The organism is Agrobacterium sp. 10T429, from assembly GCF_056393925.1.
This window is the reverse complement of the sequence record NZ_JBFTGV010000001.1, coordinates 141,089-156,454: the sequence shown is the minus strand read 5'-3', so window position 1 is coordinate 156,454 and position 15,366 is coordinate 141,089. Positions and strand designations below refer to the sequence as shown.

The following is a 15,366-nucleotide window of genomic DNA, read 5'->3' as shown; positions in this document are numbered from 1 at the left end:
CGACCATGACAGGAAGCCTCTTTTCCAGCCTGACGGACCCGCAAACGATCATTGCCATTCTCGTCACCCTTGCGGTTTTCGCAACCCTCTATACGCTCATCATGCCGCTCTTTGAGCGAAAAGACTTCGCCAAGCGCATGAAAGCCGTGTCATCGGAGCGCGATCTCATTCGCAGCCGCGAGCGTGAGCGCCTGGCCGCCGCCACTAGGGACGGCAAGGCCTCCCTGCGTGGCAATAATAATAAATCGGCGCGCCGCATCGTCGAAAAATTCAACCTTCAGGAAGCGCTTGCCGACAAGAACACGATGAACAAGCTGCGCGCTGCGGGTTTTCGTTCACAGAATGCGCTCAACACATTTCTTGCCGCCCGGTTCGTGCTGCCATTCGTTTTTCTGGCCCTGGCCTTTACCTGGGTTTTCGTTCTCGGAAACCTCGCCGATAAGGCTTTCGTCGTCCGGCTGATGGCAGTGCTCATATTCGGCTATCTGGGTTTTTACGCACCCAATATTTATGTTTCGAACGCTATGAACAAGCGGCAGGCCTCGATCAGGCGCGCTTGGCCGGATGCGCTGGATCTGATGCTGATCTGCATCGAATCCGGTGTGTCCATGGAGGCCGCCATGCGTCGTGTTGCGGAAGAAATGGGTGAGCAGTCGCCCGAACTGGCGGAGGAAATGATGCTGACGACAGCGGAGCTTTCCTTCCTTCAGGACCGGCGCATCGCACTTGAGAATTTTGGCATGCGCACGCAGCTAGACGGCGTCAAAAGCGTGGTGCAAGCGCTTATCCAGGCGGAACGATACGGCACGCCATTGGCTCAGGCGTTGCGCGTTCTGGCCCAGGAAGGCCGCGACGAGCGGATGAACGAAGCCGAAAAGAAGGCCGCCGCCCTGCCGCCAAAGCTGACCGTGCCGATGATCATATTTTTCCTGCCGGTGCTCATCGCAGTCATTCTCGGACCAGCCGGCATTCGCGTCGCCGATACGTTCTGACACGCTAAACGCGACCGCACTGTAGGCGGTAGCGAGTGATGAGGCGGAGCTTTGAATATTATCTGCGATCTGGTGTTGATGGACGTGCCTGAACCCGCATCAGCCTGCTGGCTTGTTGTCCTTCTTCGCCAGTTGCTGCCAGGAATTCTGCTGCGACAGCATTGCACGCAGATAACCGAGATTTGCCTGTGCCTGCTGTGGCGAAAGTTCCTGAACCGCGATGCGCTCAGCCTCGGCAAACCGTCCCTGAAGACCCACCACGAGCGCGAGGTTTTGGCGAACGCGGCTGTCGGCGCCCGGCTGGGCGATGGCCGATTGCAGATATGTCTCGGCGGTACGGGGATCGCTCGACAGGACATAGGACATGCCAAGGTTCGAGAGCACGCTTGGATCGTTCGGTTTGAGATCGAGTGCCTGCCTGTATTTGGTGCGGGCCTCGTTCGACCTGCCAAGCTGGTCGAGCACGGCACCTTCGGCAGAATACAGCCGCCAGTCTGGACGATCAGGCGTCTGTGCTCTCTGGATGGTTGAAAGGGCCTGTTCGAGCTGGCCTGATGCTGCCTGCGCCTTGCCATAGGCGGCAAGCACCTCGCGGTCGGCCGGATTGGCGATGGCGATCTGCTGCATGACCGCGAGCGCCTGCGTGTTCTTGCCGGTCATCATCAGCACGTTGGCATAATTCATGCCGACTGACCTGTCCTTGGGGTTGCGTTCATAGGCCTTGCCGGCCGTCTCTTCCGCCTGCCGGAGCTGGTCCATGTTCATGTGGTCATAGGAGCGTGTGGTCGCAGGAATGGAGCCGGTGGACATGCGATCCGGCTTGTTGGTGCTCGCGCATCCGGAAACGGCGAAAACCAGCGCTGCGAGACATGCTCCCCGCAGTAAGCCTGTCCGACCTGTCTCGCTCAAAGAAAAAGCAGTCATGGCAGTGCTCCAGCCCAAGAATTATCGATCTTGCGCCCGACATACGACAGACTCACATGACGCAACTTTCGCTTAAGCAATAATCTGTTAACCCTAACAGAGCGTTAATCGCACCGATTCTCGACAGTTACGAAAGCAGACCATGGCGCCCTATCAGTTCATCGAACGCCCGACACCTTTCAGCTCCAAGGCTGGCAGCACCCTGCCGGTTTTCGCCGTGACGCCAGCCCATATCGAACAGGGTGCCATCGATCCTGTTGCTCTGGACTGGGCGAAAAAAGCGGGTTTCAAGGCCGAAGCAGGCGCCGTATTGCTTGTTCCCTCTTCCGATGGTTCGCTGGGTGGCGTTCTTCTCGGCCTTGGCGGCAATCCCTCCGAAATCCCGTTCATAACCGGAAAACTGGCCCGCGAGCTGCCCGAAGGCGAGTGGCATATTGAAACCGCGCCATTGACGGCCAATCGGCTGGCTCTCGGTTTCGGCCTCGGCAGCTACCGCTTCGACAAATACAAGACAACCAAAACCAGCGGGGCAAAGCTTCTCATTCCGCAGGATGCCGAAGATGGCGAAATCAAGCGCGTTCTGGCCGGCGTCTTCCTCGCCCGCGATCTCATCAATGTTCCGGCCAACGATATGGGACCGGACGAGCTTGAGATCGCCTTCCGCAGCCTTGCCGCACACTACAAGGCAAAGGTGGGCGTCATTACCGGCGACGATCTGCTGAAGGAAAACTTCCCGCTCATCCACGCCGTCGGCCGCGCCAGCGAAAGCGCACCGCGCCTTCTGGAAATGAACTGGGGCAAGAAGGGAAATCCCCGCCTGACCCTCGTTGGCAAGGGTGTCTGCTTCGATACTGGTGGTCTCGATATCAAGCCAGCCGCCTCCATGGCGCTGATGAAGAAGGACATGGGTGGTGCGGCCAATGTTCTCGGTCTCGCGCTGATGATCATGGACGCGAAACTGCCGATCAATCTTCGCGTCCTCGTGCCCGCCGTCGAAAACTCCATTTCCGCCAACGCCTTCCGTCCCGGTGACATCTACAGGAGCCGCAAGGGCCTGACGGTACAGATCGACAATACGGATGCGGAAGGCCGTCTCGTTCTGGCCGATGCGCTGGCCTATGCAGACGAGGATGCGCCGGACCTGATGATTGACATGGCAACGCTCACGGGTGCCGCCCGCGTTGCTCTCGGCCCGGATCTGCCGCCCTTCTATACCGATGACGACGATCTGGCCCACGATATAGCGGAAGCCAGCATCGATACCGACGATCCCCTTTGGCGCATGCCGCTCTACATGGGGTACGACAAGGATATCCGCTCACGCGCGGCCGATATCACCAACGCGCCATCAGGCGGCATGGCAGGATCGATCACCGCCGCTTTGTTCCTGAAGCGTTTCGTCACCAATACGAAAAAATGGGCACATTTCGATATTTACGGCTGGTCCTTGAGCGAAAGGCACCATTCATCGATCGGCGGCGAGGCTCAAGGGATCAGAGCACTCTTCCATTACATCACACACCAGTTTGCGAAGTAAATCGGTACCGCGGTTGATTTGACCGGCCCACGGGCGCTTCGTTAAGCGGAGCGCCCGGCCTTACTCAAACCAGAACCTTCTGTTCCTTGAGATCTTCCTCACCGAAGAACTTCAGATAACGCTCCACCTCGGATCGTTCGCCTGTCGCTTTTTGCGGATTATCGGAGAGTTTCACGGCTGGCCGACCATTGGCGTCGCTGACCTTGCAGACAATGGAAATCGGCTTCAGGCTGGCGATGGTCTTCGGCGCGCAACCGGCGAAATCATTGGTCAGATTGGTGCCCCAGCCGAAGCTCATGCGCACCCGACCTTCGAAATGCCTGTATGTATCGACGATGGCATCGACATCGAGCCCATCTGAGAAAATCAGCATCTTCTTGCGGGGGTCACGGCCCATCTTCTGCCACCACTCGATGATCTTTTCCCCGCCTTCGATCGGCGGCGCGCTGTCGGGACGGAAGCCCGTCCAGTCCGCCACCCATTCCGGCGCGTTGCGCAGAAAGGCCGCCGTGCCAAAAGCATCGGGCAGCACGATCAGCAGGTTGCCGCCGTAAAGCCGGTTCCAGTCCTTCAGAACCTGATAGGGTGCTGCGGCCAATTCCTCGTTGGTCTGCGCCAGCGCCGCAACCACCATCGGCAATTCATGCGCATTGGTGCCGACCGCCTCAAGGTCGGAATCCATGGCGAGAAGGACGTTGCTCGTGCCGGTGAAGGCAGGGCCAATGCCTTCCTTCAGCGCCTCGACGCACCAGCGCTGCCACAGAAAACTGTGGCGGCGGCGGGTGCCGAAATCGGAAATACGCAGGCCCGGCAGTTCCCGCAACCGTTCGACCTTTTCCCACATCTTGGCCTTTGCGCGGGCGTAGAGAACATCCAGCGTGAAATAACCAAGCGAGCGCATTGCGCTGCGCGAGCGTAGCTCATTGATGATCGCCAGCGCCGGGATTTCCCAGAGTGTCGTATCCATCCAGCGGCCGTGGAAATTCAGCTCATATTGCCCGTCTCGCTTGAAAAGCTCGTATTCCGGCAGCTGGTAGCTCGAAAGCCAGGAGAGGAATTCCGGCTCGAAGATTTGCGAGCGGCCGTAGAAGGTGTTACCCGCAAGCCAGATGTTCTCCTTCTTGGAGAGGCGCAGGGTACGCGCGTGATCGAGCTGCTCGCGCAGTTCCATCTCGTCGATCTCTTCCGCCAACCGCACCGTCTTCGTGCGGTTGATGAGCGAAAACGTCGCGTCGACTTCCGGATAGAGTTTCCAGATCATCTGCAACATCAGCAGCTTGTAGAAATCCGTATCGATCAGGCTGCGGACGATCGGATCGAGTTTCCAGGTGTGATTGTGGACACGGGTTGCTATATCGGTCTTCGTCATGCTTGCATTCCCCAGCATCGGCCCAGAACATCGGCAGGGCCGACGTCACCCCGCACCTCGGCAGGTATTATCAACCTGTCATGTCAAAGATTTATCTGAAAAAGCAACAACAAGTCCAGAGTGCGGGCGGCGCAAACGCCGCTTTAAGTCATATTACTTCAGAAGGTCGGGTCGACTGGATTGATGCCGGGATACCAGTCCTTGGAGATAGGATTTCTGCCACCGAAGCTGGAGATGCCGTTCTCATCAGTGCAGCGATAGCCCTGAACCGGCAGACCGCGGCTACCGAAAACATCCCGGTATGGGCCGCGGGCATATCCAGTTACACCAAGTTCGCTATGGCAATTGTAACGCACCTTGGGCTGTAGCGTTCGCGGGTCCTTGACACCCGGCAGGTTCGCATAGGCATCTGGAGCCGGAGCAAAACCATTCTGAAAAACGGTCTGCGCCTGCGCGGAAGCGCTCATTAAAACCGCTGCCAGGATCGCTGCCAATCGTGTTGCCATTTTTGTGTTCATCGATGCCGGTCCCGTACCATCATTCAACCGATGTAGGCTTTCGGCTGTAGTCGCACAAAGGGCGAGGCAGGCACAATTTCGTGAAGCCGCCGCCTCAGCCTTCCAGACGCCGGAAAGCCGTCGGCTTTTCGTAAAGCCAGCCGATGCGCTCGATGGCCTCATTGAGATTTTCGCGTGCAACATTCATCGTGTGGCCATTGGCATGCAGCAGCGTCTCTTCGTTTTCCATGAGCCCGACATGGCCCTTCCAGAAAACCAGATCGCCGCGGCGCAATTCATCGCGTTCTATTTCCACGCCGAGCGATTTCACCTGCATGTCTGTATCGCGCAGAACCCGTCGGCCCGTCATCGCCATAGACAATTGCACGAGGCCCGAGCAATCGATGCCGAAGCCGGAGCGGCCGCCCCAGAGATAAGGTGTCTCGATAAAGCGCAAGGCCACCGCAACATAGTCCTCTTCGAGAGCGGCATCGACTGGTCGGCAATGGGCAGCGATTATGCCTTCGCCTTTTTCGGTCAGCAGATAGCGGGTGCCGCGTGTCTCGGCCTCACCAACGATCCGGACCATGCTGCCCATGGAAATGGCTGCGACCGGCGGTTTGCGCAATTCGGCGGAAGGATAGAGGAAGGTGCGTGGCGCAACCACCTGGTGGGTAACGGCAACGACATCGCCGATTGCCGTCTCCGGCACGTAACCGGCATAACCGTCAGCATCCGCCTGCACCCAGGCCCAGCCATTCGCCCGGTCGAAAATGCGCACGGTTTCACCAAACAGCAGCTCCGTATCGATGCCGGCGGCAAGGTCAGGCGTTGGCCGCAGGCCAATAACCGGCACCGCGATCTGGGCGGGCGAACCGCTGACGAAACGCTCGGCCTGAACCACGCCTTGCAGTTTCTCATCGGCCAGATCGGAGCGGAAGACATTCAGGCGGCGGTCGAGCATCATGGTTTCACATCCAGAGGTTAGATCTTGCGTGCCTGATCAATAATCAGATCGCCGAATTTTTCCAGATAGAGCGCACCTGCCACGGTGCGTTTTATCACGACATTGCGCTTGTCCCGTTCGTCCCGCACCCTGTCAACCAGCCCGAGCGCCCCCAGACTGTCGAGTGCGCGGGTGATGACCGGTTTGGTCACGCCCAGCAAGGCGGCGAGGCCCCGGACTGTATGTGGCGGCGGCACGAGGTATATCTGCAGCAGGATTGTAGTCTGGCGCAAGGTCAAATCCGGCGCATCGGCCGTGACCTGCGCAGCAGATACGCGATGCCAAAGCCCCAAGGCCTCCGTAGGCGAAAGTTCTGCAGGCAAACCGGTAACCTTCCAGTCGTTATCCCACCGTTTTCATTCAACGGAGCGGAAAACTCAAGAAGCATACCGCACAAACAGAACCGCCGCGCCTTCACAGACCATAAAAGATCGCGCGGCGCGGCGGTGTTGTTTAAACCCGTTTGTCGGGCCTTTAATGTCCCCTCTGGACTTGCAAGATGAGATGCAGGAAGCGTGCCAGTTTTACTGCAGTGCACAAATACGAGTAAAAACAGGTGCTTGGGGTATAATTCCGATGTTATGTTCAAATTTTCCGCAAGGCGAAAATAGCAACAAAAACAGGCAATCAGCAATTCAGTGCTTAAAAACTGCCTTCCGCCGTAACAGCGGAAGGCTGGGATCGGGATGGATCAGATTTCCGCACCACGTGCGGCATCGGTCGCATCTGCATTGTGCCGCCGGTTATGTCGGATCGACGACCAGAGCGAAATGCCGATCAGGGTCGCGCCACCAAGGCCGGTAATGACCTCCGGAATGTGGAACATCGTCTGCACGTACATGATGACGGACAGGATGAGGATCGCGTAGAAAGCGCCGTGTTCCAGATAGCGGTATTCGGCAAGCGTTCCCTTTTCCACCAGCATGATCGTCATCGAGCGCACGTACATGGCGCCGATGCCGAGGCCGATGGCGATGATGAACAGGTTCTGCGTCAGCGCAAAAGCACCGATGACGCCATCGAAGGAGAAGCTTGCATCGAGCACTTCGAGATAGAGAAACGCACCGAAGCCGCCTTTTGCAGCGCCTTCGAGCACTTCCTGGCTACGATCGAGAATACCGCCGACGACTTCCACCAGCAGGAAGGTCAAAAGACCCCAGATTGCCGCATGGAAAAAGGTGTTGGCCGCAACCGGACCAAGCTCCGGATTGTCGCTGGCGCCGATGATACGAGAGAAGGCCAGCATGACGACCAGCACGACGGCGATCTCGATACCCTTGACGGAGGAATAGACCGCAGCCTTTTCCTCGATCCAGCGCACCCAGTGCACGTCCTTTTCATGGTCGAAGAAGAAGTTGAGACCGACCATCATCAGGAAGGTACCGCCGAAAGCAGCGATCGGCAGATGGGCGTCACGCATGATTTCTGCATAACGTTCCGGCTGCGTGGCCGCCATGACGAGCGCCGTCCAGGGGCCGACATTGGCGGCAACGACCACGATCAGTAGCGGGAAGACGATACGCATGCCGAAAACGGCAATCAGAATACCCCAGGTCAGGAAGCGATGCTGCCAGACTGGCGTCATCTCTTTCAGCTTGTTGGCATTGACGATGGCGTTGTCGAAGGAAAGCGAAATTTCCAGCACGGCAAGCACCGCACAAATGAAGAATATCGTCGCTGTTCCACTGACAGTTCCGGTCATTTCCCAGCCGAGATAGCCGCCAAGGATCAGACCGACGATGGTGACGATAAAAGCCCACTTGAAGTAGGAAAGTGTGGTTTTCTGGGCAGCGCTCATGTCCGGTTACCTCCGGTAACGAGAGCGATTGCGGAACGACGCAGGACGTCGGGCCGCACGCAGAAAGCACGCGCGCGAAGCACATTCAGGTTTTTCATAGTTTTTAATCCGCCGGCCAATTTTTGCAGGCGGTACCGACATCACGAGAGCGCCGTAAAACTCTCGCCAGAGGGGCCCGGCACCTTTGTTTCCTCTGCCCTTGCGAGACATATGATCGCAGGACCTTCTCTTACTCCTCGAAGATCACCTCTTCGTCAAGTCCCGTGACGATTTCGGCGGCAACATCACGGGTAAACAGAGGAAATGTCTAGTCCGCAGCCAGTATATCCACCTTTTCGCGACCGCGTTTGAGCGTATTTTCACGGAAGAAAATATAAAGGCCGGAAAGAACGATCAGGCCCGCACCGACAACGATACTGGTCTGCGGCACATCACCAAAGAACAGCCAGCCAAAGACCACCGCCCAGAGCAGCAATGTGTATTGCAGCGGCGCGACGGTCGCGGCGTCCGCGAGCTTCAGAGCGCGGTTGACCAGCACATGCGCTGCCATGGCGACCACCCCGAGCAGGCCGAGGAAAGCGAGATCGAAACCGGACTGGACCGGCAACCAGCCAGACGGCGTGACGAACACCGCAACGAGGCCCGCAAGCCCCGCACCGATGATCTGCCAGAAAGCGAGCACCGTATCGGGCGTGTTGCGTAGCTGGCGTCCGGACAACATCATGAAGGCGAAGGCGGCGCTGCCGAGAATGGAAAACAGTGCGGCCGAGGTGAGGCTTGCCGAGCTTGGCTGCAAGGCAATGAGAACACCGACGAAACCAATGGCGATGGCCGTCCAGCGACGCCAGCCGACCTTTTCTCCCAGGAGAAACGGCGATAGAGCCGCAACATAAATGGGGGCGGCGAGCCAATAGGTCATCACGTCTGCCAGCGGCAGAGCAGCGACTGCGAAATAGAAACAGAAAAGCTCGGCGGTGGAGAAGAATACGCGCGCCACCTGGAGAGACGGTCGCTCGATTTTCATGAGGCCGGAAAGACCGCCTTTCCACACGATCGGAACCAGAATGACAAGGGCAGCGACGCTGCGGATGAGGATCACCTGCCCCTGGCTGTAGGTCGAAACCAGCCATTTTCCCATAGCGTCGTTCAACGCGAAAAGCAGCATTCCAAGCAGCATGACGGCCACGCCGAGGCCAGTCGGCGAAAGCTTTCGTAATATATTCGGCATGTCAGGTTCCGTTCTCTCCCAATGGCTGCATTGGTCGTTCAGCCAGCCCTCGTTTGTCAAGCCCGAAGCGGGAGGAGTCGCGTATTAATAGTACTAATAAATTGGCAATTTCGATGTCACGCGAACATGCGCTTCTCTTCGGCAACGAGTTCCTGGAGAAAATCGACCACCGTGCGCACGCGGACCAACTGACGGGCGGATTCGTGATAGGCCGTCCAATAGGACCGACTTATGCTCATATGCGGCATGATCCGCAGAAGTTCGGGATATTGTCCGGCAATGTAATTGTGCAGGATGCCGATACCGGCGCCCGAGCGCACCGCCTCGGTCTGACCGGTGGCGCTGGATATTTCAAAGGCGGCGTCCCAGTCACGCATAATCTCGCCGGTATAGTTCAGAGAAGGCGAGAAGATCAGATCCTCGACGTAGCCGATGCGCCGATGGCGCTTGAGTGTTTCCACATCCGCCGGCGTTCCATATTCGGAGAGATAGGACTTCGATGCGTAAAGCCCCAGCGAATAGTCGGTGAGCTTGGAAAACATCAGCCTACCCTGTTCCGGCCGCTCTATGGTGATGGCGATATCGGCCTCGCGCTGCGACAGGGAAAAGGAGCGCGGCACCGGCACGAGCTGGATTTTCAGGTCGGGATAACGCGCGGTCAGCCGGCCAAGCCGTGGCGCAAGAAAAGAAACCCCGAGACCATCGGGCGCGCCGATGCGCACCGTTCCCGCCACTGCCGTATCGACACGACCGAGATTTGCCTGCGCATTCAGCATTTCGGTTTCCATGCGCTCGGCGGCGCCCAAAAACAGCTGACCGTCTTCGGTCAGTTCGCAACCGTTCGTCCGGCGGATAAATAATTGGGTCTTCAGTGCCTGCTCCAGCGACGTCAATCGTCGCGAAAGCGTTGCGTGGTTGAGGCCGAGCCGTTTCGATGCGGCAAGGATCTGCCCGGAGCGGGCAACGGCGAGGAAGATGCGGACGTCATCCCAATTCATGGTTTGCTGCGCAGCATTATGGGTTCGACGTCAAGCAAGGTCAGCGACGTCACCATTCCTGCCACACCCTCTTTGTATTTCAGAAAATGCGGCGTTTGCAGATGCGCTTCATATGCCGCCCGGTCCGCGTAGACTTCGAGGATGCGAATCTTTTCCGGGCTGCCTTTAATTGCCACCGCATTTAATGCAAGCACACCAATTTCCAGGCTGACCGAGGCTTCGATCTCTTCTGCAAGCAGTCTGCGATAGGCATCCAGCTGGGTTGGATCGATTTGGATTTCAGCCATCCGCACGACTGGTTCATCGCTCATCAAGCTTCTGACCTTCTGTTGACCGGCGAACGTGTGGGTGTCGGAAATCCGCCGCCACCCTCAAAATGCTCGCCTTGCTTCAATTTACGCACAACGGTTTCTTATCTGAGTTCATTGATTTGTACAAATTCAAGTGCAATGCTGAACCATCAAAAAATCTCGGAGGAAAGCCCCATGAGGGAAATCGGTCATTTCATCAACGGCAAGCATGTGTCTGGCACAAGTGGCCGCACATCTAACGTCTACAACCCGGCAACCGGCGAAGTGCAGGCGACTGTCGCGCTTGCCAGCGACGCCGAGTTGCGCGCTGCCGTGGAAAGCGCAAAAGCGGCGCAGCCGAAGTGGGCCGCCACCAACCCGCAGCGCCGCGCCCGCGTTTTCTTCAAGTTCGTCGAACTTCTGAACCGCGACATGAATGAGCTGGCGGTGCTGCTCTCCAGCGAGCACGGAAAGACCGTCGAAGATTCCAAGGGCGATATCGTGCGCGGCCTCGAAGTCTGCGAATTCGTCTGCGGCATTCCGCATCTGCAGAAGGGTGAGTTCACCGAGGGCGCAGGTCCCGCCATCGACATGTATTCGATCCGCCAGCCGGTCGGCATCGGTGCGGGCATCACGCCGTTCAACTTTCCGGGGATGATCCCAATGTGGATGTTTGCGCCGGCAATCGCCTGCGGCAACGCCTTTATCCTCAAGCCTTCCGAGCGCGATCCGTCCCTGCCGATCCGCCTTGCCGAACTGATGATCGAGGCAGGTCTTCCGGCTGGCATCCTCAACGTCGTCAATGGTGACAAGGGCGCTGTCGACGCCATCCTGACCGATCCGGATATCGGCGCGGTTTCCTTCGTCGGCTCGACGCCGATTGCCCGCTACGTCTACGGTACTGCCGCCATGAACGGCAAGCGCGCACAGTGCTTCGGCGGCGCGAAGAACCACATGATCATCATGCCTGATGCCGATCTCGATCAGGCCGTGAACGCCCTGATGGGCGCCGGTTACGGTTCGGCCGGCGAGCGCTGCATGGCCGTGTCGGTTGCGGTTCCGGTTGGCGAAGAAACGGCCAACCGTCTCGTTGAAAAGCTCATCCCGCAGATCGAAGCACTGAAGATCGGCCCCTACACCGACGACAAGGCGGATATGGGCCCGCTCGTTACCAAGGAAGCGCAGACGCGCGTCAAGGGTCTGATCGACAGCGGTGTCGAGCAGGGCGCGAAACTGCTGGTCGATGGCCGCGACTTCAAGCTCCAGGGTTATGAAGACGGCTATTTCGTCGGTGGCTGCCTGTTCGACCACGTCACCCCTGACATGGACATCTACAAGACGGAAATCTTCGGACCTGTTCTCTCCGTCGTTCGCGCCAAGAACTACGAAGACGCGCTGGAACTGCCGATGAAGCATGAATATGGCAACGGTGTTGCGATCTACACCCGTGACGGCGATGCTGCGCGTGACTTCGCCAGCCGCATCAATATCGGCATGATCGGCATCAACGTTCCGATCCCTGTTCCGCTCGCCTATCACTCCTTCGGCGGCTGGAAGGCCTCGAGCTTCGGTGATCTCAACCAGCATGGAACGGATTCGATCAAGTTCTGGACGAAGACCAAGACGATCACCTCGCGCTGGCCGTCCGGCATCAAATCGGGTGCCGAATTCGTCATGCCGACGATGAAGTAAGCAATGCGTCTCTAAACAATGAACCGGCGGGCGATTGACCCGCCGGTATCCTAACCGGTCACAGGCGTGTAAACGGCGTCAATTGGTCGGGCCGTCGTTGAAACCCACTTCGTCCACCAGCTCGGATGCCTGTTTGCGGTGGGCGGCAATATCCGTCAGTGGCAGCTTGTCCGGATTGATGGGGCCGAAGCCCTTCACGACATCGGAAGGCTCCGCGCCGGGCAGCACCGGGTATTCGAAGACCTGCTTGGCATAGATTTCCTGCGCCTCGCGCGATGCCAGGAATTCCATCAGCTTCAGCGCATTGTCCTTGTTGGGTGCGTATTTCGTCAGCGCCATGCCGGAAATATTCACATGCGTTCCGCGGTCGCCCGCATTGGGAAAGATCACCCGCACCGATCCCGCCCAGACCTTTTCCTCCGGCTCGCGGTCGTTGGTCAGCATCAGGCCGACATAATAGGTATTGCCGAGCGCGATATCGCATTCGCCGGAAAAGATCGATTTGGCCTGGCTGCGGTCTGTTCCATCAGGCTTGCGGGCAAGATTGTTCTTAAGGCCGGTCAGCCATGTTCGGGTATAATCGACGCCATGATGGGCGATCATCGAGGCGATCAGCGCGATATTGTAGGAATGCTGGCCGTCGCGAATGCAGATCTTGCCCTTCCATTTCGGATCGGCAAGCTCTTCATAGGTGATGTCTTTCTGGGTGACCCGCTCCTTTGAGGCATATACCACGCGGCCACGCGTCGTCAGGCCGAACCATTCGCCTTGCGGATCGCGCAGATTGGCCGGGATATCCTTTTCAATAACGGGATCGTTCAGCACCGGCTGTGTAACGCCGCCTTCTTTCGCCTCGACAAGCCGGGCGATATCGACCGTCAACAGCACGTCGGCCGGCGAATTGACGCCTTCTGCCTGAATGCGCTCCACCAGACCCTTGTCGAGGAAGAGAACGTTCGCCTCTATGCCCGTTTCTTTCGTGAAGGCATCGAGCAGCGGCTGGATCAACTCGGGCTGCCGGTAGGAATAGACGTTTACCTCGCCGTCCGCAAAAGCAGCGGGCGCGGCCGAGAGGATCGTCAGACCCGAAAAAACGGCAGCGGAAAAACACGATTTCAAGCTTGCCATTAAGAATGCCTCCATTACATTCAGATTCTTGACTTGTTTGTTCATGAATCATCAAAGCGGTCAACAAGGCTGTCCGAGAAATATCGGATGGCTGCCAGTTTTTTCAGTTTCTGGAATTGTTCTAAACTGAAAAAGAGACTATATAACTCCACATTGAGAGTTAGGAGACCAGCATGCGTTTGACCAAACAGACCAACTATGCCGTTCGCATGTTGATGTATTGCGCCGCAAATGAAGGCAAGTTGAGCCGCATTCCGGAGATCGCCAGGGCTTATGGCGTATCTGAGCTGTTCCTTTTCAAAATTCTGCAGCCGCTCAACAAGGCCGGTCTGGTGGAAACCGTGCGCGGCCGTAACGGCGGCGTGCGTCTTGGCAAACCCGCTGAGAAAATCAGCCTGTTTGACGTGGTGAAGGTGACCGAAGACAGTTTTGCCATGGCGGAATGTTTCGAGGACGGTGCTGTCGAATGTCCGCTTGTGGATAGCTGCGGCCTCAACTCGGCGCTTCGCAAGGCGCTCAATGCCTTCTTCGATGTGCTGGCGGAATATTCCATCGACGATCTCGTCAAGGCGCGGCCGCAGATCAACTTCCTGCTCGGCATCGACACGGAAATGCCGAAGATCGCCGCCTTGCCGGCCGCCTGATCATCCCATTGCCCAAGCAACAATTGCGCTAGCCCGTGTCCGCAGGTCACGGGCTTTTCTTTTATAGAATACTTCGGAAATGCAATATTTTTGGTCGAGCGTGTTGACGCCAGGAGACGAAGCGGCGCATTTGGTCGCGAGCTTTTTTGAAGCAATCAGCCAGCGTCGCAATGATCATCAAGCCTGAATTCCATACATTTGCACTTACCGCGCTCGTCGGCAGCATGGGTGCGCTGCTTGCCAGTCTCCTTAACGTTCCAGCGCCGTTTCTGTCCGGTCCGGCGCTCGCCGTGACGATTACGGGACTGGCGGGCGTGAAGCTTGGGATTCCCGCCTTCATCCGCAATGCCTGTTTCGTTGTGGTCGGCATTTCGATGGGAACGAGCGTAACGCCGTCGGTGATCGATGCCGCGAAGACATGGCCACTGAGCTTCGTCATCGTGCTCGTTGCAGTCGTCATCATGCTGTATGTCGCCTATTGGATCCTGCATTACGGCTTCGGATACGACAGGACGACGGCAATGCTGGGCGCTTCGCCCGGGCACCTCAGCTATATCATCAGCCTCGGCGCCGAGACGAAAAGCGACCTTGCGACCGTCAGCATCGTGCAAAGCGTGCGAGTGCTGGCGCTGACGCTTTCCGTGCCGCTGATTGTTGAATATTTCGATCTCGTCAGCACGGAACCGCTCATCGCCAATCCACCAATGGGCCTGTTCACACTGGCCCTGACCATTGGCGCGTCGCTTGCGATGGGATGGCTGTTCCTTCGCTGGAGATTTCCCGCAGCCCTGCTGCTGGGCGGCGTCGCGGTTTCCATCGGCACCCATATTACCGGCCTTACCGAGGGCGGCGTTCCGAGCTGGCTCAGCCTGCCGGTCTATGTGCTGATCGGCTGTCTCATCGGCACGCGCTTTTCGAATGTGTCGCTGATGGATGTGCGAAAAGGCTTTCTGGCAGGTTTCGTCGTCACCATCGCCGTGATGGTGATCGCCGGAAGTATCGCATGGATGATTTCCAACATTACAGGCGTTCCGCTCAATGCGGTGATGATCGCCTATTCGCCGGGCGGTCTTGAAACCATGGCGGCGATGGCCGTGATGATGCATGCCGATACCGCCTATGTCGGGTCACATCACGTCTTACGGCTCCTGTTCCTGTCGGTTCTCATGCCGCTCGTCATGGGCAAGGATGCACGCAAGCGGGACGGCGAAATCTAAGCCGGGCCAGCGCCCTCGCCATTCAGGTAAAAAACGCCAATGGCGT

At 57.8% G+C, this 15,366-nt stretch carries 15 protein-coding genes; 5 read left to right on the top strand and 10 right to left on the bottom strand.

What is annotated here, in order from left to right:
- Positions 1-5: 5 nt before the first annotated feature.
- Positions 6-992 carry a type II secretion system F family protein gene (locus AC1DCP_RS00730; protein ID WP_013635294.1) on the top strand — a complete coding sequence of 329 codons (987 nt, stop codon included), beginning with the start codon at positions 6-8 and terminating at the stop codon, positions 990-992.
- A 99-nt stretch (positions 993-1,091) separates the two neighbouring features.
- On the opposite strand, the gene AC1DCP_RS00725 is transcribed toward AC1DCP_RS00730, so the two are convergent.
- On the bottom strand, positions 1,092-1,916 hold the full coding sequence (locus AC1DCP_RS00725; RefSeq protein ID WP_065688424.1) for a tetratricopeptide repeat protein: 825 nt from the start codon (positions 1,914-1,916) through the stop codon (positions 1,092-1,094).
- A gap of 142 nt (positions 1,917-2,058) precedes the next feature.
- Here AC1DCP_RS00725 and AC1DCP_RS00720 point away from each other — a divergent pair, with 142 nt between their 5' ends.
- Entirely contained in the window at positions 2,059-3,453 is a 1,395-nt protein-coding gene (locus AC1DCP_RS00720; RefSeq protein WP_097172735.1) for a leucyl aminopeptidase family protein, read from the top strand.
- Positions 3,454-3,517: 64 nt separating this feature from the next.
- On the opposite strand, the gene pncB is transcribed toward AC1DCP_RS00720, so the two are convergent.
- The 8 genes from pncB to AC1DCP_RS00680 all read right to left on the bottom strand — a co-directional run bounded on the left by pncB (position 3,518) and on the right by AC1DCP_RS00680 (position 10,660).
- On the bottom strand, positions 3,518-4,822 hold the full coding sequence (gene pncB / locus AC1DCP_RS00715; RefSeq protein WP_003514549.1) for a nicotinate phosphoribosyltransferase: 1,305 nt from the start codon (positions 4,820-4,822) through the stop codon (positions 3,518-3,520).
- Positions 4,823-4,980: 158 nt separating this feature from the next.
- The gene (locus tag AC1DCP_RS00710) at positions 4,981-5,340 is read right to left on the bottom strand and encodes a hypothetical protein (RefSeq protein ID WP_035251992.1); all 360 of its coding nucleotides are present in this window, start codon (positions 5,338-5,340) and stop codon (positions 4,981-4,983) included.
- 94 nt (positions 5,341-5,434) lie between these two features.
- Positions 5,435-6,286, bottom strand: a complete 852-nt coding sequence (locus tag AC1DCP_RS00705; protein ID WP_013635290.1) for a C40 family peptidase — start codon at positions 6,284-6,286, stop codon at positions 5,435-5,437.
- Positions 6,287-6,303: 17 nt separating this feature from the next.
- Complete coding sequence (locus AC1DCP_RS00700; RefSeq protein ID WP_003514544.1) at positions 6,304-6,648, bottom strand: MarR family winged helix-turn-helix transcriptional regulator; 345 nt, start codon at positions 6,646-6,648, stop codon at positions 6,304-6,306.
- A gap of 368 nt (positions 6,649-7,016) precedes the next feature.
- Positions 7,017-8,123 carry a DUF475 domain-containing protein gene (locus tag AC1DCP_RS00695; RefSeq protein ID WP_065688425.1) on the bottom strand — a complete coding sequence of 369 codons (1,107 nt, stop codon included), beginning with the start codon at positions 8,121-8,123 and terminating at the stop codon, positions 7,017-7,019.
- 307 nt (positions 8,124-8,430) lie between these two features.
- Complete coding sequence (locus AC1DCP_RS00690) at positions 8,431-9,351, bottom strand: DMT family transporter (RefSeq protein WP_003514540.1); 921 nt, start codon at positions 9,349-9,351, stop codon at positions 8,431-8,433.
- Between the two features lie 116 nt (positions 9,352-9,467).
- Positions 9,468-10,349, bottom strand: a complete 882-nt coding sequence (locus tag AC1DCP_RS00685) for a LysR family transcriptional regulator (RefSeq protein ID WP_065688426.1) — start codon at positions 10,347-10,349, stop codon at positions 9,468-9,470.
- Positions 10,346-10,660, bottom strand: a complete 315-nt coding sequence (locus AC1DCP_RS00680) for a putative quinol monooxygenase (RefSeq protein ID WP_065661492.1) — start codon at positions 10,658-10,660, stop codon at positions 10,346-10,348. The genes AC1DCP_RS00685 and AC1DCP_RS00680 overlap by 4 nt, the downstream gene beginning before the upstream one ends.
- A gap of 174 nt (positions 10,661-10,834) precedes the next feature.
- Between AC1DCP_RS00680 and AC1DCP_RS00675 the strand changes: the two genes are divergently transcribed.
- On the top strand, positions 10,835-12,331 hold the full coding sequence (locus AC1DCP_RS00675; protein WP_003514535.1) for a CoA-acylating methylmalonate-semialdehyde dehydrogenase: 1,497 nt from the start codon (positions 10,835-10,837) through the stop codon (positions 12,329-12,331).
- Positions 12,332-12,409: 78 nt separating this feature from the next.
- Here AC1DCP_RS00675 and AC1DCP_RS00670 read toward each other — a convergent pair whose 3' ends face one another.
- Positions 12,410-13,459, bottom strand: coding sequence for a Fe(3+) ABC transporter substrate-binding protein (locus AC1DCP_RS00670; RefSeq protein ID WP_025592125.1), 1,050 nt, complete (start codon positions 13,457-13,459; stop codon positions 12,410-12,412).
- Positions 13,460-13,632: 173 nt separating this feature from the next.
- Between AC1DCP_RS00670 and rirA the strand changes: the two genes are divergently transcribed.
- Together rirA and AC1DCP_RS00660 are read left to right on the top strand one after the other, a co-directional pair.
- A complete protein-coding gene (rirA, locus tag AC1DCP_RS00665; protein WP_003514531.1) occupies positions 13,633-14,103 on the top strand; it encodes an iron-responsive transcriptional regulator RirA in 471 nt (156 codons plus the stop codon).
- 170 nt (positions 14,104-14,273) lie between these two features.
- Entirely contained in the window at positions 14,274-15,320 is a 1,047-nt protein-coding gene (locus AC1DCP_RS00660; RefSeq protein WP_003514529.1) for an AbrB family transcriptional regulator, read from the top strand.
- Positions 15,321-15,366: the final 46 nt, after the last annotated feature.